The following is a 19,527-nucleotide window of genomic DNA, read 5'->3' as shown; positions in this document are numbered from 1 at the left end:
TGTTGGCGCTTACGCGTTTCGGGATTGGGAGAGGACGGCTTGTTCGATCCAGCCTGCAACCGCTTCAGGCGCATCGATATAGGAGGCGTGTCCGGCAGACGGCACGAACGCGAACGGCAGACCGAACGTCTCGGCCAGTGCCTGGCAACCCTGCGGGGGCGTGATGCCATCCACGTCGCCGCACGCGATGTGCGCTGGTATCGATGCCGGGCGCTTGCGCAGGTAGGCGCCGATGTGGTCACCGCTGAGCATCGCCACAGCCTGGCGATAACCGCCATCGTTCAGGCGCTTCATGTTCCAGCGCACCCAGGCGCGTTCCTCGTCGGATGCATGCGGGCGCAGCAGATGTGCGTGGCGCGATTCCGCCATGCCATCAATGCCAAGTTTGTCGAGCGTTGCCAGACGCTGCGCCTGCACGGTGCGCGACTGCGCTTCCTGCCCTGGTCGGCCGTAGCCCTGGGCGGGGTTCAGCAGCAGCAGGTTGCGCGCTTGCATCGGCGCGGGTGCATCGGCCACGTACGCAGACGCCATCAGCGCACCCAGCGAATGCCCAACCATCACATCCGGCTTCACATGCAGTACGGCCAACCAGGCACGCAGGCGCACCGCATAGTCAGTCGCGCGCGGTACCTGCGTTTGCAGCGGCGTCGAGTTGCCATAGCCCGGCGCATCCCACGCAAACACACGCATGGTTTGCGAAAGAACCTGCGCGCAGGGCAGCCACGACGCGGCACTGGAGCTGATGCCGTGCAACAGCACCACCACCGGCCCGCGCTCGCCCCATTGCCGATAGCCGATACGATCGCCCTGTTCGTTGATCGCAATGGTGTGTTCGGCGAACTCGGCGCCGAGCACGGCAAGTGCGTCGGCAACGCGGAATGGGTGGGAAGACATGACAGCCTGCGCGCTCATGGCATCAACGCTTGATCTTGGCGAGCGGATGCTCGGGTGGATACGTCGGCGTGATCGGCTTCTTGGCGCCGAGCATCACGCACATCAGCGCGTCTTCATCGCCGATGTTGATTTCTTCGCGGTACACGCCCGGCGGCACCGAGACAAGGTCGCGATCCGTCAGGATGGTCTCGAAGCGCTCGCCGTCCTTCTCCAGCACCAGCTTGAGCTTGCCGCGGATGACGAAGAACACCTCTTCCACATCAGTGTGGAGGTGCGACGGGCCTTCGTGGCCGGCCGGAATGACCATGGTCGAAAATGTGAAGTTCTCCGACGGCACCGTGTTGGTGTCCGCCGCCACGCCCGTGCCGCCCGTGCCCAGGTAACGCATCTGCGCGCGGCGATATTTCGGGTCGTAGTCGGCCTGGAACTTGAGGGCGTCCCAGTCGTAGCGGCGAGTGGCGAAACGCGCCACGCGGCTGTTCATCCAGTCTTCAAACGACGCGCCTTCCGGGCGGTCCCACGTGCGCTGCACTTGCTGTTGTTCGGAGAGATCACTCATCAAATACCTCTTCTCAATAGTGTTTGGTTACGTGACTGCGTTACTGCATGACAAAACCGCCGTTGACGGCCAGCGTCTGGCCCGTCACGAATCGGGAAAGATCGGACAGCGCGAACAGCACGGCGCCGCATACGTCGTCGGGCAGCTGATCGCGCGAGATGGCACGCTGGTCGCGGTACAACGCATGCCGGTGCGCCGGCACATATTCGGTGGCTTCCACCAACGTCAGGCCCGGGGCGATGGCGTTGACGGTGATGCCGTCTGCGCCGCATTCGCGCGCCAATGATTTGGTCATACCGATGACGGCGCTCTTGCTGGCCACATAAGCGAGCAGGTTCGGCGCGCCCCACAGCGGCGTGTCCGACGACAGGTTGACGATGGCGCCACGGCCCGACGCCTTGAGCGCCGGCAGGCAGGCGGTCGTCATCAGCCAGGTGCCGCGCACGTTGACGTTCATCACGCGGTCCCAGGTGTCGACGTCGATGGACGATGCATCGCGGCCGCCCGAGTTGGTGATGGCCGCGTTGTTGACGAGGCCGTCGAGACCGCCCAATGCCTGCGCAGCCGCAGCGGCGCACGCCTGAATGGAAACCGGGTCGCCAAGATCAAGCGTGAAGCCATGGGCCTCAAAGCCGGCCGCACGCAGTGCTGCAGCCTCTTCCTGCACGCGCTCGCCTAGGATGTCGGCCAGCGCGACTGCGCCACCGGCTTCAGCGATGGACTTGGCGAATGCCAGGCCCAGCCCGCGTGCAGCACCCGTGACGAGCACCTTGCGGCCAGCCAGCAGCCCCGTGACAGGATTGTGCTCAGGCATGTTGGGCTTCCGAAGCAATGGGCTTGAGCATGGCGACCGGCGCATCAGCCAGTTCGGCTGCGGCGCGGCGGGCCAGGATGCGGCGGATGCGCGTGATGCCGATGTCGTGCTGGTACAGCGTCTCGTGGTCGCGCGCCTCGGGTGCCATCGATTCGAGCACCACGCGGTCCTGCTCGAGCACATCCCAGTGCAGGCCTTCCAGACGGTTGCGGTACAGGAAGCGCCACACGTCGCGCTCCCAGCCCTGCACGTGGCGCGTGCGCCAGAAGTAGACGATGCAGTGCTCTTCATCCACCGGCGTGGTGATGCCGATGATGGTGAACGGACCGCCCGGGCCGACTTTCGGCTGATACGGAATCGACAGGCGCAGCCACATCGTGCCGGTCTCGCCAAACTCGGTCCAATCGAAGTTCACGCCGCGCTGGCCGGTCTTCTGGAACATGATGCCGTGCTCGGTTTCGAGCACTTCCATCACGGCCTTTTTCTCGCCGCTGGCCATCGAGTGCGACACGGCGTGCAGGTACGCGCCGTGCATCGGGTCCATGACGTTGTCGATGGCGTAGCGGTAGTTGACGTTCCAGTGCGCGAAGCAGAGGAAGTGGCTGTGCTCGTCGCTGGTCAGCTCTTCGGGCAGGCGCAGCGTGCCGACGGCGTCGTCGTATTCAGACGGTGCCTTGTCGCCGAACCACAGGAAGATCGCGCCGGCACGTTCCTGCACCGGGTAGCTGCGCACGCAGGTCTTGCCTTCCATCGGGCAGGCGTCGACGGCCGGCACGCTCGTGACGGTGCCTTGGCCATTCACTTCAACGCCGTGGTACCAGCAGGCTACGTGGTCACCCAGATTCCAACCCATCGACAGGCGCGCGCCGCGGTGCGGGCAGCGGTCTTCCAGTGCATGCACCTGGCCGGCCGTATCACGCCACAGCACAATGTTCTGGCTCAGGCGGGTGATGCCCACGGGGGCGTTCTTCACGTTCCACGATGCCGCCACCGGATACCAGTAGTTGCGCAGACCGGTGTTGATGCGCGCTTCCTTCTGCGCTTCCTTGTTGCCTTCCATTGCTTGCCTCGCTTGATGGGGTTGCGCCGGCTGCCTCTGGGGGCAATACGGCGTCGAATCGTGTGGTGGGAGCCGGGCGGAACTCAGGCGCCCAGGCGGCGCATCTCAGCCAGGAAGGCGTCTTCCGTCCAGGCCTCGCCGCCGGCGGCGTTGCGCGGGCCGCGTTCGTTCAGCACGGCAACGATGTCCGCCGGCGTTTTCGCGCCACCCAGGAACGCCGCTTCCAGCGAATCGGCCAGTTGGTTCTCATAGGGCGTCGGCTCGGCAGCGCGCGTCTGCCACACCAGATTGGCGACGTGGCCCGGGCGCTCAACACGGCCCTTGCCGGCGACGTTGTTCGGAGAAATCGGCTCCCACGGAGCGAGGTCGGGGTTGAATTGCGGCTGCATTTTTGTCGACTCCATCACGTTTCGCTTGTTTTACCTATGAAACGTCTGTTAATATCTGGAACACAGGTGCAACTATAGACCGCGTCTTCGAAATCGCAGATGCGGGATTACCCTATGGTTTTGCAAAGAAATGTGGCACCAAAAATCGGCCGAGCGGCCAGATGGCACGCGGGGCGCCGGTCTTGGCGAGGTGGGCCAGCCTCGCATCAATCGACAGCGCCCCTCCTTCCTCTCCTACCCAGCACGCCGGCGCCACAACCGGTAGCCATCCCCATCAATCCCCGTCCGCGCTAGCCGGTGTAGCCGGAAAGATGCGGCGTGCAGGCCCCTCCCTCTTTCGAGGGAAGCCTCTTCAGATATGCAACTGGTTGCCGTATCTCTATTCGTCGCGCACAAGGGGCGGCTGGCTCGCGGCTGGCCGGAATGCGACGGAGACACGCACGAGACAACAACAACCACATGAAACGACTGACCTTGAACGCCAAGCTGTACGCGACGCTTGCGCTGCTGTGGGTAAGCCTGAGCGCGCTGCTGGCGATCGGCCTGCTGGCCAACCGCGCCACCATGCTGAACGAAAAGCGGCTGGACCTGCAGCACCAGATCGAAAGCGCCACCGCCGTCATCAAGTCGTACCAGGATCGCGCCGCCAAGCAGACCATGCCGGTGGACGACGCCAAACGGGCCGCTCTGGAAGCGCTGCGCCCCATCCGCTTTGGCAAGACCGGCTACATCGGCGTGATGGATTCCGGGCAGGTGATCCGCCTGCTGCCGGTCAAACCCACCTCCGAGAACCAGCACGTCGACACCTTGAACGACCCAGCCGGCGTGCAGGCGGTCAAGCGCATCATCGGGGTCGGCACGGGCTTCATCGAATACGAATTTCCACGCCCGGGCACGGAGAAACCCGTCCCCAAGCTCACGTATGCACAGTACCTGTCCGACTGGGATTGGCACGTCTATACCGGCGCCTATATCGACGACATTGACGCCGTGCTGCGCGACAACGCAATCAAGGGCACGGCCATCGTGCTGACCATCGGCCTGCTGCTGACGCTGCTGATGCTGGCGCTGATCCGCAACATCAAGCGCAGCCTGGGCGGCGAGCCCGGCTATGCCGCCGCCGTGTGCACGCAGATTGCCGATGGCGACCTGAGCGTGCCGGTTGCGCTGCGTGCGGATGACCGGTCAAGCCTGCTGCACGCCATGCATACGATGCAATCCACGCTCACCGGCACAGTGGCGCGCATCCAGTCCGGCATCGAGCAGATCAACGTCGCCTCCAAGCAGATTGCGGCGGGCAATGCAGACTTGTCGCAACGCACGGAAGAACAGGCTTCATCGCTGGAGGAAACCGCTTCGAGCATGGAGCAGCTCACGGGCATCGTGCGTCAGAACGCCGATAACGCCCGCCATGCCAGCGCACTCGCGGGCGATGCGTCCAGCACGGCCAGCCAGGGCGGCGAGGTGGTGGCGCGCGTGGTGTCCACGATGGGCGAGATCAGCGACAGCAGCCGCAAGATCGTCGACATCATCGGCGTGATTGAAGGGATTGCGTTCCAGACCAACATCCTCGCGCTCAACGCAGCCGTGGAGGCGGCGCGTGCAGGTGAGCAAGGCCGTGGATTTGCCGTGGTGGCGGGCGAAGTGCGCACGCTGGCGCAGCGCTCCGCAGCGGCGGCCAAGGAGATCAAGGCGTTGATTGGTGAATCCGCCGAGCGCGTGGCAACGGGCTCCACGCTGGTGAGCGAAGCGGGCGCCACGATGGAGCGTATCGTGCAAGCCATCGCGCGCGTCACGCAGATCATGGACGAGATCAGCGCGGCCTCTGCCGAACAGAGCAGTGGTATCGAGCAGGTCAACCAGGCCGTCACGCAGATGGACCAGGTAACGCAGCAGAACGCCGCGCTGGTCGAGCAGGCCGCGGCGGCGGCGGAATCGCTGGAAGAACAGGCGCAGGAACTGGCGCGCGCGGTGAGCGTGTTCCGCGTGGCGGGCTAGTGCCCAGGCGTTACAGAAACTTGCGGTAGACCACGAAGCCGGACTTTTCCGCCACCGTGTCGTACAGCTTCATCGCCGTCGCGTTGGTCTCGTGCGTCTGCCAATAGACGCGCGGCAAGCCGGCTTCTGCTGCACGCTGGTAGACGGCTTCGATCAGTGCGCGGCCCACACCCTGCCCGCGCGCCGCCTGTACGGTGAAAAGATCCTGCAGGTAGCACGTCATCTGCACCTGCGTCGTGCTGCGGTGGAAGAGGAAATGCACGATCCCGAGCACCACGCCATCACGCTCGGCGACCATGGCGTACACAGGTTCATGCTCATCGAAGAAACGTTGCCACGTCGTCTGCGTGACGAAGTCGGGCAAGGCGGTCTCGCCCGCGCGGCCATAGAAGGCGTTGTAGCCATCCCAGAGCGGTTTCCAGGCGGCGAAATCATCCTGGTGGATGGGGCGGATCAGCAACTCGGCGGGTGCAGGCATGGTAGGCAGTCCGTGTGATGAGACGGCCATTTTGCCAGTGGATCCTGAGGGTTCGTGCATGCCCAGACACGCAGCGACGGCGCGCATGCGGGTAAGTCCCAAGGGGCTTCGAAAGTTTCGCGAAAGCGCGCAGGCCATACAGTCCGACCACTGCTTGGCGATGATCTCCGCTGCTGCATAAGGCGGAGTCGGTCGGGTGTCAGGTAGACGCGTTTGGCAGCAACGCGCGGCAAGGATGGGCTTTCGGCGTGATTGGGGAATCCGCGCCGCGGGCCCAACCGAAGGTTGCCGTGCCGGCGCTGCCACGCGCGATCAGCTGGCGACGTTGCGAGCGGGACTTCGCATGCCGCCAGCTTGGTATCACACCGATTTTGGTCGGTCTTTCCTGCTGTCAACCTTGCGGCCCACCGTCCTCCCGGTGGGCCGATTTCTTTTCACGGCTGGATAACTTCCGGCATCAGCAGACGTTGCGTCAGGCGTTGCACCGTCGGCGCGGCAATCAGGACGATGGTGAATGCCGCCGGCCAGGCCAGCACGAAGGCATGCGCCCAACGCGCGAGAAAGTCTGCGCTGAAGCCGGCATTGATCCAGCCGATCCAGCCCGTCATCAACAGCGACATCAGGCCAGACATCAACCAGGCAAAGGTGACACGAAGGCGAATAGGCATCGACATGGCGGTTCTCCTTGCAAAGCCATCAAATGTGATTGACGGTATGCTAGACAACCGCGCTTCAAGAAACTATAGACGTTTATTGAAACTTAAATTCCGAAAATGGAATCATGCTCGACGATCTGGCCCTCTTCGTTTCCATCGTGGACCACGGCAGCCTGCAGGCGGCAGCGCGCCACGCCAACCTGCCCCCGGCCACCCTCACGCGGCGCCTGCAGAAACTGGAAGCCACCCTCGGCTGCCAGCTCCTGCTGCGCAGCGCCCGCAGCCTGAAGCCGACACCGGAAGGTCTGCTCTATTACGAGCAGTGCCGCCCGCTGCTGACCGCGCTTGCACAAGCCACGGCAACACTCGACGACGACCTCAACCAGATCAAGGGCACCCTGCGCGTGCTGGCGCCGCTGAACCTGTCACGCGGGCTGCTGGGGCCAGCCTATGCGAGCTTCATGGCGGCGTGGCCAGAGATTCGGCTGGAACTGTCGCTGAGCAACCGCAATGAAGACGTCTGGCGGCACGGCGCGGACCTGGCCATCCGCGTCGGGCCGCAGGATGACCCCAAGCTGCGGCAGCGCCGGCTGGGGGTGATCGCGATCGTGCTGGTGGCCTCGCCTGCCTATCTGGCCGAGCACGGTGTACCAGTCCATCCCGACGCGCTGGAGATGCATCGGCTACTGGTGGCGTCGCCCATTTCCACGTGGCGCTTCACCTCGCCCGATGGCAAGGAGACCGTCGAGATGCAACCGCAAGGGCAATGCGATGTGAACGATATCGAGCTGGCGGTTTCACTGGCAGAGGCGGGACAAGGTCTGCTTTACTGCCCGCGCACGCTGTGTCATGCAGCGCTGGAGAGCGGCCGCCTGGTGCGCGTGCTGCCAGAATGGCGCACGCCGCAGCGCACCATCTATGCGGTGTGGCCGCAGCAGCAATTGCCGCGCAAGGTGCGCGCGCTACTGGAGCATCTGGCTGAATTCGCAGCGGCCAACCCGCTGTTGCAAGACGGGCCGGAGTTGCCCGTCTGACCCTCACATCTGGAAGGTCGACACTGCACGGCGCTTGCGGCGCCCGATCACGATGTGTACCCACAAGGCAATGCACACCACCACCCCGGCCACCCAGTGCAGGATCTCCGCACCCTGGCGCGGCAGCTCACCGTTGACGTAGTACAGCGCGTAGCCCGTCACCACCAGCACGGCAGTCAGCGTGCCAAACACGGCGCCCGCCACGCGATTGCGCCGTCGCACCCATGCATTGCGGATATGCGGGCCCCACAGCATGCCCAGCAGATACAAACCCGCCATGGCGGCGGCACCGTGCAGCTTCATGCTCCACGCCAGCGCCAGCATGCCGCCCCCGCTACCGTCATCCAGAAAATGCAGCGCCAGCCAGACCAGGCCCGTCACCAGTAGCACCGCAAACACGCCATACACCATCCAGCGCCGGCGGCGGCTGAGGCGGAAGGCGCTTTCGCGCAGATGGTGCGTAAAACGAGGAGAGGCGGACATGACGGACTGGGCAACCGGCTAACCCGGCGAGCTAAATTGGCGAGTATAGGGCCACCGTCGCGCCGTACTGAGCCAGCAGAGGATATGCGACATCGCCCGCGGCAAGCACGACCTTGGTCAACGCATCAGCCAGTATGCAGGTAGGTGCCTGCACGGTTGCGCCAGCCAAGCCTGGAAGCGGCATCCGATCTGCACCGTGAATGCGCGATGCACTGTCGGCATGCGCGCCCAAACCACCGGCCGTTGAACTGGCGAGCGCGGCATTGTCGAGCGTGACCGTCGCCGCAACATGCGCCGCGTTGCGTGGGTCACGTACGTGCACCGTCATCGGCCGCATGCCATAGTGGCGCAGATCACCGCCGGCATTGACGACCACGCGTTCGATCGCATGCGCCCGCATCACCTCGATGGCGCGATCGACGGCATAGCCCTTGGCGATGCCACCCAGGTCCATCGATGCACCAGTCTGTTTGATGAGGACGTCGCCCTCGAAGGCAACGGGAAAGCGCGTGTCGGCCAAGTGCTCACGCGCGCCGACACGGCAGTCGAAGGCGCGCGCCGATGCGTCATACAGCGCGGCGGCAAGGCGCAGCACCGTGACCGTTCGTTGATCAACGTGCAGCCGGGCGCCGGGCGCCGCACGGTTGATCAACTGCAGCTCGTTGTCCGGTGCATGAAAGCTCAGCAGCGCGTGCACAGCAGCAATCTCTTCGAATGCCGCCACCACAGCCGCCTGTGCACCCGCCCCTTCGGCCTGCACATCAACCAACGTGCCGAGCAGCGGCCGCGCACGTCGGCAGACTACCGGCTCCATCGCGGGCTCAGCCCTTGACCAGCGCGAGCTGCGCCATCACTGCAATGCGCCGGATGCCGTCGGTCAGGTGCGTGCACGACAGCGTCGCCCCGCTGATGTTGTTGATGTCATCCCCAACGCGCAGCGCCGACTTGGCAGACTTGCCCAGGAACTGCGCGCGCCACGGCTTGTTGCGGACTTCATAGCCGTGGCTTTCGCGGTACGTGAGGATCTCGATGCCGGCAATCTCGCCCGCCGGGTTCAGGCCCACGGCGTAGTTGATCAGTTCGAACTTGCCGATGACGGCATCGGTTACGACATAGCCGACCGCCTTGTCGCCCTGCTTGGCTTGCCAGACGCGCCAAGCGCCGGGCTTGGCCGAGCCACCCGCGCGATCAGCCAACTGCTTGAGCTGGTCGGCCGACAGGGCAAGCGCCACCGGCTCAAAGCTGGTGGCATCCGGAAAGATCGATTTCTGGGCCTCGGCCGCAGTCATATAGTCTGCGGCAAAGGCGTTCGTGATGACCACGCCCGGCGCGCCGATGGCGGCGGCACACACGAGAACGATGGGCACTGGCTGATAACGCATGGCTTCGTACCTCCTTCGGTTCTTCAGATCAATCGACGCGGCTTAGAACGACACGCCGAGGCCCAGGTCGACTCGCGAGAAATCGCGGTTCTTGGTAAAGCGCTGGTAGTCGACCTTGAATACCACGTTCGGGTTCAGGTAGAAGTTCGCGCCCACGGTGTAGACCGTGTCCGACAGCGACGGCCAGCCCGCCGGTGCCACGAAGCCCGGCACCAGGCCTGCGTACTTCTCACCCATGTTGTAGCGCTCGTAGCGCACGAACGGCGTGATGCGGTAATCGCCCTTCTGCCACACGTTGTACGCGCCTTGCACGAACCAGCCGTAGAACGCCGACGGCATCGGGTTGGCTGCACCCGGGTTCAACTGATTGGCGGCGGCGGTGTTGCTGAGCATGCCACGCGCATACAAGGCAGACAGGTCCCACTTGCCTGGTGTCCAGCGAGCATGCGCCTCGTACAGGGTGGCGCGCTGCTCAGGCAGCGGCGCATCGGTGCTCGCACGGCTGCTCTTGCCCGTGAAGACCGAGCCGCCCAGCGTCACCCCCGGAATACCCGAGTAGTTGAGCGCCACGTACTGCGACAGGTTCTTCGCGTTCGCCAGGCCCAGTTCCTGGTGCGTCTGCTGCATCGGGCCCGCGCCGTTGTTCTGCATCTCCAGCGCAGAGTTGAACAGTGGGTTCTCCGGGTTGAAGTTCCACTTGGCCAGGTTCAGGCCAGTCGTCAGGCCCACGTTCCAGTTCAGGCCGAAGTCCGTATCGCCGTACAGCGACAGACCGCCCTCGCGCCACGTGCTCGGGATGATCAGCGTCTCGACAAAGTTGCGATGCACGCCGTAGTAGTTGGTCGGCTCGTGGTTGCGGTTGATGAAGCCCGCCGGGATCAGGAACAGGCCCGCGTTCAGGCCGATCTTGTCGGTCAGCTTGTGATCGACGTAGAACTGCTCGACCTCGAACTCACCCGAATCGGTCGACGATGCAATCGCGTGCTCGACTTCAAACTCGGAGTTGAAGCGCGTCTTGTCGTTGAACTTGTAGCCGATGCCAAACACGGCGCGCGACAAGTCCATCTTGGTATCTTCGGAGCGACGGGTCGGGCGGCTGTAGTTGATCTCGCCGTAACCCCACAGCGTGAGGTTGTCGAGCGGCGATGGCCTGGTCGACGCGAGCTGCGCCGTCTGCACCGTTTGCTGCACGTCTTGCAGGGCAGCCGTCTGCTGCGCCTGGGCCTTGGCCTGCGTCTGCTGCTGCGTGGCCAGCGTCGCGTTCTGCGACTTCACTTCCTTCAGCTCGGCCTTGAGCGCTTCAATTTGCGCGGCCATCGCATCAAGTTTCTGTTCAAGTTGCGCAGTGGTGGCGGCATTGGCTGCGCCGGCTCCCATCAGTGCAATGGCGGCAGCTGCCGACAAAGCGGTTCGTTTCATGCTGTGACGCTCCCTGGTCTTTGAATCGATTTATTTGTTGATTGCCGTCAAGGCCGGCGTGGCTCCGCTGGCAGAAACGGTCTGGATACGTGCTGCGCCCACGCTTGCAGCGGTGGAGCCGCATTGCGCCGGCACGTTGTAGGCCGACGGATTGGCAGGATCAAACCCATCGGTGAGCGTGCACAGGAAATGCACGAGATCGCTCATCTCCTGGTTCGTCATCGACGGCGCCTTGGCGGGGTTGTAGGGCACTTCCGCCACGTTCACGTTGCCGTCAAAGGCAACCGGCAGATCGTTGTAGGGCACGTCGGGCGTGCCGTCGGCCTTGACGTACCAGCGGCCGGGCTCGGTGTCGCGCGTGACGTACCAGGCGACCACCTGGTCCAGCGTCTGGAACACGCCGTTGTGAAAGTACGGCGCCGTCAGCGCGATGTTGCGCAGCGTGGGCACCTTGAACTTGCCGCACGTCGCACCGCCCACGCGGAAGTCCGTGCGCAGCGGGCCGCAGATGCCGAGGTCGTAATAGCTGTAGTTCGGGTCACCCAGCGCCGTGCCGTTCTTCGGCACATAAGGCAGTGTCGTGCCTTCCTGGTTGGCCGCCAGGCTCCAGTTGCGCGGAATGCCGACGTTGTCGTACGTGAAATCGGTGAACAGCGCAGGTGTGCTGCCCGTGCGCGACGAGACGTGGCACGCCGTGCAGTTGCCTTTGGTGGGGTTGTTGAACAGCAGCAGACCGCGCGTTTCCGAATCCGAGAGCGTGGCCTTGCCCGCGAGGTACGCGTCGTACTTGCTGTCGAAGGTGTGGAAGCTCGGGTCTTCAGACTGGTAGGCCGCCAGCGCCTGGCCAATGCTCTGCATGGCCGTGGCGCTGTCCTGGATGCTTGCCTTGGTGAACACCGTGGTGAACTGATCGAGGTAGGGACGCGTCAGCAGCGTCTTGAACACGTCATCAGCCGAGGCATTGGCCATCTCGAACGGGTTGGTGAACGGCTGCTGCGCCTGGTCTGCCAATGACGGCGAACGGCCATCGCGGAAGAAGCCGCCGGACGCCTTGCCGGTCGCATCAATCTTGAAGTTGGGCGTGTACGACGCGTAATTCAGCGACGGCGCGTTGCGCAGGCCCGGCAGGTCATGGTTCGGGCCACCAAATGAGACCGCCAGGTTGTTCGGATCGGTAAACCCGCGTGCCGCATCGTGGCACGACGCGCACGACTGCTTGCCCGAGGCGGAGAGCGCCTGATCAAAGAAGATCTGCTTGCCCACCTGCGCCATCGGCGACAGGCCATTGGCGGCGGGCGTGCCCGTTGAAGTGCTGCTGCCGCCATCTCCGCCGCCGCAGGCCGTCACCAGCGCGGCGCAGGCAGCCATCCACATTGCGCGCAACGACGCGCGCGCCATCTGACGAGCGCGCACGCCGTCTCCTCCTCGTCCTTTTTTTTCTTGCATTTCCCTGATCTTGGCGGTTTGCAGGCTCACTCAGGCCGCTCAATTAATGGTAATAGGAACAATTCGCGTTCGCATTCTATGGAACTTTTCGGCAGAAAGCTACGTTGTTTGTGGCGGTGCGCACACGCAACGTCAGTGAAGTTGCGCATTGTCAAACCGTGATACGGGCCCCTACCATGCCATCGATCAATGTCACCTTTAGATCGACATGGAGACCCGCCGATGCCCACGCCAGCCGCTCCCACGCGCCCTGATATGCATCCGGATTCACGCCAGACACGCGGCCTTCCCCCATCCATTCAGCGGTCTTCCCACGTCGTGCGCTCAGGCGGCGTGCGCTTGCATGCGCGCCTGACGCAGCCTCGAGATGACGCTGCACGGCAGCGCCCCGCCATCGTTCTCGTACACGGGTATCCCGACGACAGCTCGGTCTGGGATGGCGTGCGCGATGCACTGGCGCGCCATAGCCGCGTCATCACCTTCGACGTGCGCGGTGCGGGCCTGTCCGACGCCCCCGCCGACACCACCGGCTACCGCATCCCCCAGTTCGTCAATGACCTCGCCGCCGTGGCGGATGCGCTGTTGCCCGGCGAACAGTTCCACCTGGTCGGGCACGACTGGGGCTCGATCCACAGTTGGGAATCCGTGACCACCGACCGCCTGCGCGGACGCATCGCGTCATACACGTCGATCTCAGGACCGTGCCTGGATCACGTCGGCCACTGGATGCGGGCGCAGCTCGACACCGGCACCTGGGCGGCCAAGCGCGCGGTGTGGAAGCAGCGGCTGCAGTCGTGGTATGTGGGGGTTTTCCACCTGCCGCTGCTGCCGGAATGGTCGTGGCGGCTGTGGATGGCGCGCGCATGGCCGTGGTGGCTGCGTAAGACGGAAGGCATACGCGGCGCGGAGCAACGGCCATCGCTGGTGCGCGACGCGTGCAATGGTGTGCGGATGTACCGCGCCAATTTCCGCGAGCGGCTGGCCCGCCCGCAGGCACGTGCGCCGCATGCCCCCGTGCAACTGATCGTGCCGACACGTGATCGCTACGTAAGTCCCGCCATCACCCGTGCCGTGGAGGCCTGGGTATCGCACTACTGGCGGCACGAGATCGACGCCGGCCATTGGCTGCCGCTGCGCCGGCCCGACTGGGTGGCGGATTGCATCCGTCGCTTTGCCGACTACGTGGAATCGGGCCACGAACCTGCCGCACTGCAACGCGCCCGTGTGGCCGGCACCCTGGCTACAGCGACAGCCTAAACCCCGCCAAAGCGATCGACCTATCGCGCTTTAGAAGATTGCGCCCAACGCAAACGTTGACGTGCCCGCATCTCGCTGCAATCATCGACCGCCAATAACGCTGCTGACGGTGCGCCATGACCTGGCGCCCGGACAGCCCGAGCCGCCGGCTTCGCGCGAACCGCGACGCCCGGTCATCGATACAAAGACAGGGACAAGACGATGAAAAGCAAAGTGGTGGTCTACGGACCGCTTTACGGGAAGTGGTACGCGATTCTGGTCAACGACGGCGTGGCTGAAGAATCGAATCAGTTTGGGTCGTACGAAGCTGCCATGGGCTTCGCCGCACACCGGTATCCGGAGCTCGAGCAGGAACGACAGCCCTATGCACGGGGCCGCGAAGAAGAAGCGCAGGTCTGAGAGGCAGCGCGTCAAACGCTACCCATGCACTCGCGATCAGTGCGGCTGCACTGAGCAGAAGCGCCCAGCAATCCAGTCGAACACGCTACCTTCGCGAAGCGAGCGGCTCTGTGCGTCTTCGCCATAGCGGATCTGGTACAGCGGGTTGCCGCTGGCGTTGCGTGCGCGGTAGAGCGTCTGCGCAATCACTGTGTAGGTGCGTTGCGCACAGTCGAGCACCACTTGCTTGACCGACGAGCGGATCGGCTGACCGTCTGACGTCTTGATCGTGAAATCGGGCAGGACGTTGCGCAACAGCTTGAAGTGCACGGTGGGTGCGCCGGCTTGCGCCTCGACCTGTGGCTTGACGGATTGCTTGTCGACGTACGACACCACGCCGCTGGTGCCGACGAAGCGGCGCCAGCGATCATCATCGCTGGCGCGCTCGAGCGCCGCGGATGCGACGGGGGTTGCCGACACGGCCGGCGCAACCACCGACGTCGATACGGTTTGAGCAAACGCGGGCATTGCTGCCCACTGCGCAACAACCAACATGGCCGCTGCGATGGCGCCTTGCGGGCGCCAGCCTCCTGTCTTCATGGATGGTCTCGCCTTGCTGCAAAAAACGTAGCGGGCGATTCTACCGCGTCGACTCAACCGTTCTCGTCACATCTGGTTGGCGGGCTCGGCGGCCTCAATACCGGCAAAGCGCAGATACAGCGTGCGCAACGCCTGCGTGAGCGGGCCAGGCTGGCCGTTGCCGATCTTCACGCCATCAATGGACGCCACCGGCATCACGAACGTCGATGCGCTCGTGTAGAACGCCTCGGCTGCCTGCTGGGCTTCCTGCACGGTGAAAGTCCGTTCTTCCAACGTCAGGCCGTGTTCGCGCGCCAGTGCCATGATCGACACACGCGTAATGCCCGGCAGCACGGCGTTCGACAGCGGGCGCGTGATCAAGCGCTTGTCTGCCGTGATGATGAAGGCGGTGGATGATGCGCCTTCGGTCACGCGGTCGCCATCGGTCATCCAGGCCTCATGCGCGCCAGCTGCGGCGGCCATCTGCTTGGCCATCACCTGCGGCAACAGGCCCACGCTCTTGATATCGCAGCGCTTCCAGCGCAGGTCCGGCACCGTCACCACGGCCGCACCCTTGCGCGCGAGCGGGCTGTCGACGATGGTCTTGACCTGCGTGAAGGCGACGGCCGTCGGCGTGATGCTGGCGGGAATACCGAAGTCGCGCTCGGCCACGCCGCGCGTGACCTGCATGTAGACGACGCCCTCTTCCAGTCCGTTGCGAGCCACCAGCTCCTCGCACACGCGCGTCCATTCGGCTTCGGTGTACGGGTTCTCGATGTCGATGGCGGACAGCGATCGCGTCAGGCGCGCGAGGTGCGCATCGCTGTCGACGAGCTTGCCGCGCGCGACGGCGGTCACCTCGTAGATGCCATCGGCAAAGGTGAAGCCACGGTCCATGATGGAGACGGTGGCCTCGGCGGCGGGCACGTATTGGCCGTTCAGGAAGACGATTCGGGACATGCTGGGAGGAAGAGTGTCGAGGCGGGCGGGACTGCCCTGCCAAGGAATCTAAAGGATACGTGGGCCATACCGCGAATAGCGTTTTGCGCTCGGGTTATGCGCAAACGGCATGACGCAACAGGAGCGTCCGGTAGACTTGCGGGTTTTCCGGAGACTTACGGCCAACGTTACCCGCCATGTCCGCCCCCATCATCCGCCCTGTCGCCGACACCGATCTGCCCGGGATTCTGGCCGTGCAACAGGCATGCTACGGCGATGGCTTTCTCGAACCGGGCGACGCACTGGCCAGCCGCTGGGCGCGCGGCCCAGCCATGTGCCTGGTCGCACTGGATGGCGCAGAGGTGGTCGGCTACCTGCTCTCGCATGCGTGGCACGCATGGGCCCCGCCCAAACTGCACGTGCCGCTGCCGGCAGCAGATACGGCAAACGTGCTTTGGTTCGTACACGACATGGCCATCGCCCCGGCCGGCCGAGGCCAGCGTCTTGGGGAGCGCCTTTACGCAACCGCATGCGCCAGCGCCCAAGCACAGGGGCTGCGCCAATCACGGCTGGTGGCGGTGCAAGGCGCTGATGCATTCTGGCGCCGCCTCGGCTATCAGTCCGCCGACATTGAGCGCACGCAGTTGACGGTGCTACGTACCATCTATGGTGACGATGCCGAATTGATGGAACGCCAACTCCCCTGAGCGCCCACCTCGTCACTCCGTTACAATTCGTAACACCCGTATATCTTCTGTAAGACTGCGCGCGTCCCGTTCCACTACAGTGCGGCCGTAGCGAGGATTTCCATCATGCAAAAGAACCTAGCGCTGTGCGCTCTGGCCGCCATTGCGGCGTTGTCGTCCCAGGCGGCTCTGGCCCGAGTCAATGTTGATATCGGCATTGGCGTGCCAGGGCCGGTGTATGTCGCGCCCGCGCCGGTCTATGCGCCTGCACCGGTCTACGCACCGCCTCCGCCGCCGGCCTACTATGCACCGCCACCCGTCTATGTTGCGCCGCAGCCAGTTATCGTTGCACCCGGTTACTACGATGACGGGCGCGGCCGCGAATGGCAGGAACGGCAATGGCGCGAGCAGCGCTGGCGTGAACGCGAATGGCGCAAACACCATCGTCGCGACGATTACGACGATTGATCACGGATCGTACGCCCGGCAGCGCTCAGGCTGCCTTCTTCGCCAGGCCCAGGTAGGTCTCAATCACGCGCGGGTTGACGGCCAGCTCCTGCGCCGGGCCTTCTAGCGTCATGTCGCCGGTTTCCAGCACGTAGCCATAGTCGGCCACCTGCAGGGCGGCGCGCGCGTTCTGCTCGATCAGCAGCGTTGCGACGCCGGTTTTGCGCAGGTCGCTGATGATGTGGAAGATCTCTTTGACGATCAGCGGCGCGAGGCCGAGGCTGGGCTCGTCCAGCATCAGCAATTGCGGCTTGGCCATCAGCGCACGGCCTACGGCCAGCATCTGGCGCTCACCGCCGGAGAGCGTGCCGGCCTCCTGCACACGACGCTCCTTCAGGCGCGGGAAGAGGCTGTAGACCACGTCCATCTGATCCAGGTAGTTGCGCTCACCCGCCCGCTTACGGCGGTAGGCACCGAGCACAAGGTTGTCTTCCACGCTCATGGTGGAGAACAGCTCGCGCTTTTCTGGCACCAGGCACATCCCGCGCGCCACGCGCTTTTCCACCGGCAACCCGGTCAGGTTGTGACCGAGATACGAGACCACGCCGTTGGCCGAACCCGTGGTCGGCAGCGCGCCCATGATGGCGCCCAGCATGGTCGATTTGCCCGCGCCGTTCGGGCCGATGACGGTGACGATCTGCCCCGCCCCCACCTTCAGGTTGGCGCCGTGCAGCGCTTCCACCTTGCCGTAGCGGACGTGCAGGTCCTTCACTTCGAGAATGATCGACATGCGCGCTCTCCTTATTCCACACCGCCCAGATAGGCTTCCAGGACGGCCGGGTTCTGCTGTACCTCTTGCGGCAGCCCTTCGGCAATCTTGGTGCCGAACTCCATCACGACGAGCCGATCGGTCAGGTTCATGACGAAGTCCATGTCGTGCTCGACCAGCAGCACGCTCATGCCTTCGGCTTTCAGCTTGATGAGCAGCGCGGCCAGGGCCTGCTTCTCCTTGTAGCGAAGGCCGGCGGCCGGTTCGTCCAGCAGCAGCAGTGCCGGATCGCAACACAGTGCACGGGCGATTTCCAGAATCCGTTGCTGGCCGAGCGCTAGGCTGCCGGCTTCCTGATACATGCAATCGGCCAGGCCAACGCGCTCCAGCTGGCGGCGCGCCTCGAACAGCAGCTTCTGCTCTTCGGCCTGGTTCATGCGCACCACGCTGGCTAGCACTCCGCCCTGCGCCGCGAAATCGCCGCGCAGGTGGGCGCCGATGGCCACGTTCTCCAGAACCGTCATGCCCGACAGCAACTGCACATGCTGGAAAGTCCGGCCGATGCCGCGCTTGACGATCTCGCGCGAGGGCTTGCCGCTGATCTGCTCGCCTCGGTAAAGCACCTCGCCGCGCGTGACCGGCAGCACGCCGGTGACGAGGTTGAAAGTGGTCGACTTGCCCGCGCCGTTGGGGCCGATCAGGCCAATGATCTCGCCGGCTTTCACCTGAAAGCTGACGTCGTTCACAGCGACGAGGCCCCCAAACTCCTTGCGTGCGGCACGCACGTCAAGGATCAACTCGCCAGCCTGCGGCTTCTCGCGCTGCTTGAGCGCGGGCGCATCTTCCGGCGCGCGGGCCGTCGGTGCCGACGGAAACAGCTTGCGGATGAAGGGCCATACGCCATCGCGGGCGTGCTGCAACAACAGCACCAACAGCACACCGAACACGATGATCTCGAAGTTGCCGTTGGAGCCCAGCAGCTTCGGCAGGATGCTCTGCAGGCTGTCCTTCAGAATGGTCAGCAAGCCCGCGCCCAGCACGGCACCCCACACATGGCCCACGCCACCGACCACCGCCATGAACAGGTATTCGATGCCGTAGTTCAGGCCGAACGGCGTCGGGTTCACCGCGCGCTGCAGGTGCGCGTAGAGAAAGCCCGAGATGCACGCCAGCACCGCCGCAAACACGAAGATCACCACCTTCATCCACGCCGTGTTCACGCCCATCGCCTCGGCCATGGTGCCGCCACCCTTGAGAGCACGGATAGCGCGGCCGGGGCGCGAGTTCAACAGGTTCTGCACCGCCAGCACCGCCACCACCACGACTGCCCAGATCAGGTAGAACATCTCGCGCCCGGTCTGCAGCGGCTTGCCAAGGACATTCAACACCGGAATACCGTTCAGTCCGTCGTACTTGCCCAGGAACTCCAGGTTGCCGAACAGGAAGAACAGCGACAGCCCCCAGGCAATCGTCGCCAGCGGCAGGTAATGGCCCGACATGCGCATCGTGATGAGTCCAATCACATAAGCACAGACCATCGTGATGATCAGCCCCGCGAGCAAGCCGAGCCACGGAGACAGCCCGTACTGCGTCGTCAGATAGGCTGTGCTGTACGCGCCCAGCCCAACAAACGCTGCCTGTCCAAACGAGGTCAGCCCACCCACACCCGTGAGCAGCACAAGACCCAGCGCGACAAGGCTATAGAGCCCGATGTAATTCAAGAGCGTGATCCAGAACTCGGGCGTGGGCACCACGGGGATCAGCGCCAACACAACCACGAAGAGCGCCGTCAGCACTCGGTTGCGCGAAAGCCAGCCGCGCTGGCCAGCCTGGTCGGAAGATTTGGTGAGCGTGGTCATC

At 64.3% G+C, this 19,527-nt stretch carries 22 protein-coding genes; 6 read left to right on the top strand and 16 right to left on the bottom strand.

Annotated elements, in window-relative coordinates:
• Window positions 1-9: 9 nt before the first annotated feature.
• From ACS13N_RS25100 to ACS13N_RS25080, 5 genes are all read right to left on the bottom strand, one after another.
• A complete protein-coding gene (locus tag ACS13N_RS25100; protein ID WP_438934298.1) occupies window positions 10-912 on the bottom strand; it encodes an alpha/beta fold hydrolase in 903 nt (300 codons plus the stop codon).
• A gap of 4 nt (window positions 913-916) precedes the next feature.
• Window positions 917-1,453 (bottom strand): cupin domain-containing protein, encoded by a 537-nt coding sequence (locus tag ACS13N_RS25095; protein ID WP_438934297.1) that lies wholly within the window; start codon window positions 1,451-1,453, stop codon window positions 917-919.
• Window positions 1,454-1,493: 40 nt separating this feature from the next.
• On the bottom strand, window positions 1,494-2,267 hold the full coding sequence (locus ACS13N_RS25090; RefSeq protein ID WP_438934296.1) for an SDR family oxidoreductase: 774 nt from the start codon (window positions 2,265-2,267) through the stop codon (window positions 1,494-1,496).
• Window positions 2,260-3,327 carry a Rieske 2Fe-2S domain-containing protein gene (locus ACS13N_RS25085; protein ID WP_438934295.1) on the bottom strand — a complete coding sequence of 356 codons (1,068 nt, stop codon included), beginning with the start codon at window positions 3,325-3,327 and terminating at the stop codon, window positions 2,260-2,262. Before ACS13N_RS25085 ends, ACS13N_RS25090 begins: the two co-directional genes overlap by 8 nt.
• Window positions 3,328-3,410: 83 nt before the next feature.
• The gene (locus tag ACS13N_RS25080) at window positions 3,411-3,716 is read right to left on the bottom strand and encodes a recombinase-like helix-turn-helix domain-containing protein (RefSeq protein WP_438934294.1); all 306 of its coding nucleotides are present in this window, start codon (window positions 3,714-3,716) and stop codon (window positions 3,411-3,413) included.
• A gap of 459 nt (window positions 3,717-4,175) precedes the next feature.
• Here ACS13N_RS25080 and ACS13N_RS25075 point away from each other — a divergent pair, with 459 nt between their 5' ends.
• Complete coding sequence (locus tag ACS13N_RS25075) at window positions 4,176-5,714, top strand: methyl-accepting chemotaxis protein (RefSeq protein ID WP_438934293.1); 1,539 nt, start codon at window positions 4,176-4,178, stop codon at window positions 5,712-5,714.
• A gap of 10 nt (window positions 5,715-5,724) precedes the next feature.
• Here ACS13N_RS25075 and ACS13N_RS25070 read toward each other — a convergent pair whose 3' ends face one another.
• Window positions 5,725-6,192, bottom strand: coding sequence for a GNAT family N-acetyltransferase (locus ACS13N_RS25070; RefSeq protein WP_438934292.1), 468 nt, complete (start codon window positions 6,190-6,192; stop codon window positions 5,725-5,727).
• Between the two features lie 434 nt (window positions 6,193-6,626).
• Entirely contained in the window at window positions 6,627-6,866 is a 240-nt protein-coding gene (locus ACS13N_RS25065) for a DUF2798 domain-containing protein (protein ID WP_438934291.1), read from the bottom strand.
• A gap of 107 nt (window positions 6,867-6,973) precedes the next feature.
• Between ACS13N_RS25065 and ACS13N_RS25060 the strand changes: the two genes are divergently transcribed.
• The gene (locus ACS13N_RS25060; protein WP_438934290.1) at window positions 6,974-7,882 is read left to right on the top strand and encodes a LysR family transcriptional regulator; all 909 of its coding nucleotides are present in this window, start codon (window positions 6,974-6,976) and stop codon (window positions 7,880-7,882) included.
• A 3-nt stretch (window positions 7,883-7,885) separates the two neighbouring features.
• On the opposite strand, the gene ACS13N_RS25055 is transcribed toward ACS13N_RS25060, so the two are convergent.
• Genes ACS13N_RS25055 through ACS13N_RS25035 form a run of 5 tightly spaced genes read right to left on the bottom strand, consistent with a single transcriptional unit; the run spans window position 7,886 to window position 12,438 of the window.
• A complete protein-coding gene (locus ACS13N_RS25055) occupies window positions 7,886-8,365 on the bottom strand; it encodes a hypothetical protein (protein ID WP_438934289.1) in 480 nt (159 codons plus the stop codon).
• Window positions 8,366-8,396: 31 nt separating this feature from the next.
• Window positions 8,397-9,179 (bottom strand): FAD:protein FMN transferase, encoded by a 783-nt coding sequence (locus ACS13N_RS25050; RefSeq protein ID WP_438934288.1) that lies wholly within the window; start codon window positions 9,177-9,179, stop codon window positions 8,397-8,399.
• Between the two features lie 7 nt (window positions 9,180-9,186).
• Complete coding sequence (locus ACS13N_RS25045) at window positions 9,187-9,747, bottom strand: FMN-binding protein (RefSeq protein ID WP_438934287.1); 561 nt, start codon at window positions 9,745-9,747, stop codon at window positions 9,187-9,189.
• A gap of 42 nt (window positions 9,748-9,789) precedes the next feature.
• Window positions 9,790-11,166: a porin gene (locus ACS13N_RS25040; RefSeq protein ID WP_438934286.1), complete on the bottom strand. Its 1,377-nt coding sequence runs from the start codon at window positions 11,164-11,166 to the stop codon at window positions 9,790-9,792.
• A 30-nt stretch (window positions 11,167-11,196) separates the two neighbouring features.
• Window positions 11,197-12,438, bottom strand: a complete 1,242-nt coding sequence (locus tag ACS13N_RS25035) for a cytochrome-c peroxidase (protein WP_438934487.1) — start codon at window positions 12,436-12,438, stop codon at window positions 11,197-11,199.
• Between the two features lie 429 nt (window positions 12,439-12,867).
• On the opposite strand from ACS13N_RS25035, the gene ACS13N_RS25030 reads away from it, so the two are divergent.
• Complete coding sequence (locus ACS13N_RS25030) at window positions 12,868-13,869, top strand: alpha/beta fold hydrolase (protein WP_438934486.1); 1,002 nt, start codon at window positions 12,868-12,870, stop codon at window positions 13,867-13,869.
• 201 nt (window positions 13,870-14,070) lie between these two features.
• Window positions 14,071-14,268, top strand: a complete 198-nt coding sequence (locus tag ACS13N_RS25025; protein WP_438934285.1) for a hypothetical protein — start codon at window positions 14,071-14,073, stop codon at window positions 14,266-14,268.
• A gap of 36 nt (window positions 14,269-14,304) precedes the next feature.
• Here ACS13N_RS25025 and ACS13N_RS25020 read toward each other — a convergent pair whose 3' ends face one another.
• Entirely contained in the window at window positions 14,305-14,847 is a 543-nt protein-coding gene (locus ACS13N_RS25020; protein ID WP_438934284.1) for a surface-adhesin E family protein, read from the bottom strand.
• 66 nt (window positions 14,848-14,913) lie between these two features.
• Window positions 14,914-15,786 carry a D-amino-acid transaminase gene (locus ACS13N_RS25015; RefSeq protein ID WP_438934283.1) on the bottom strand — a complete coding sequence of 291 codons (873 nt, stop codon included), beginning with the start codon at window positions 15,784-15,786 and terminating at the stop codon, window positions 14,914-14,916.
• A gap of 176 nt (window positions 15,787-15,962) precedes the next feature.
• Between ACS13N_RS25015 and ACS13N_RS25010 the strand changes: the two genes are divergently transcribed.
• The gene (locus ACS13N_RS25010; RefSeq protein WP_438934282.1) at window positions 15,963-16,472 is read left to right on the top strand and encodes a GNAT family N-acetyltransferase; all 510 of its coding nucleotides are present in this window, start codon (window positions 15,963-15,965) and stop codon (window positions 16,470-16,472) included.
• Between the two features lie 105 nt (window positions 16,473-16,577).
• Window positions 16,578-16,919, top strand: a complete 342-nt coding sequence (locus tag ACS13N_RS25005; protein ID WP_438934281.1) for a hypothetical protein — start codon at window positions 16,578-16,580, stop codon at window positions 16,917-16,919.
• A 25-nt stretch (window positions 16,920-16,944) separates the two neighbouring features.
• Here ACS13N_RS25005 and ACS13N_RS25000 read toward each other — a convergent pair whose 3' ends face one another.
• Window positions 16,945-17,688 (bottom strand): ABC transporter ATP-binding protein, encoded by a 744-nt coding sequence (locus ACS13N_RS25000; RefSeq protein WP_438934280.1) that lies wholly within the window; start codon window positions 17,686-17,688, stop codon window positions 16,945-16,947.
• Window positions 17,689-17,699: 11 nt separating this feature from the next.
• On the bottom strand, window positions 17,700-19,526 hold the full coding sequence (locus ACS13N_RS24995; protein ID WP_438934279.1) for a branched-chain amino acid ABC transporter ATP-binding protein/permease: 1,827 nt from the start codon (window positions 19,524-19,526) through the stop codon (window positions 17,700-17,702).
• Between the last annotated feature and the right edge of the window lies 1 nt (window position 19,527).

This window comes from Ralstonia sp. 24A2 (assembly GCF_051783885.1).
Classification (GTDB): domain Bacteria; phylum Pseudomonadota; class Gammaproteobacteria; order Burkholderiales; family Burkholderiaceae; genus Ralstonia.
The sequence above is the reverse complement of the archived record's forward strand: the minus strand, read 5'-3'. Positions and strand labels throughout refer to the sequence as shown.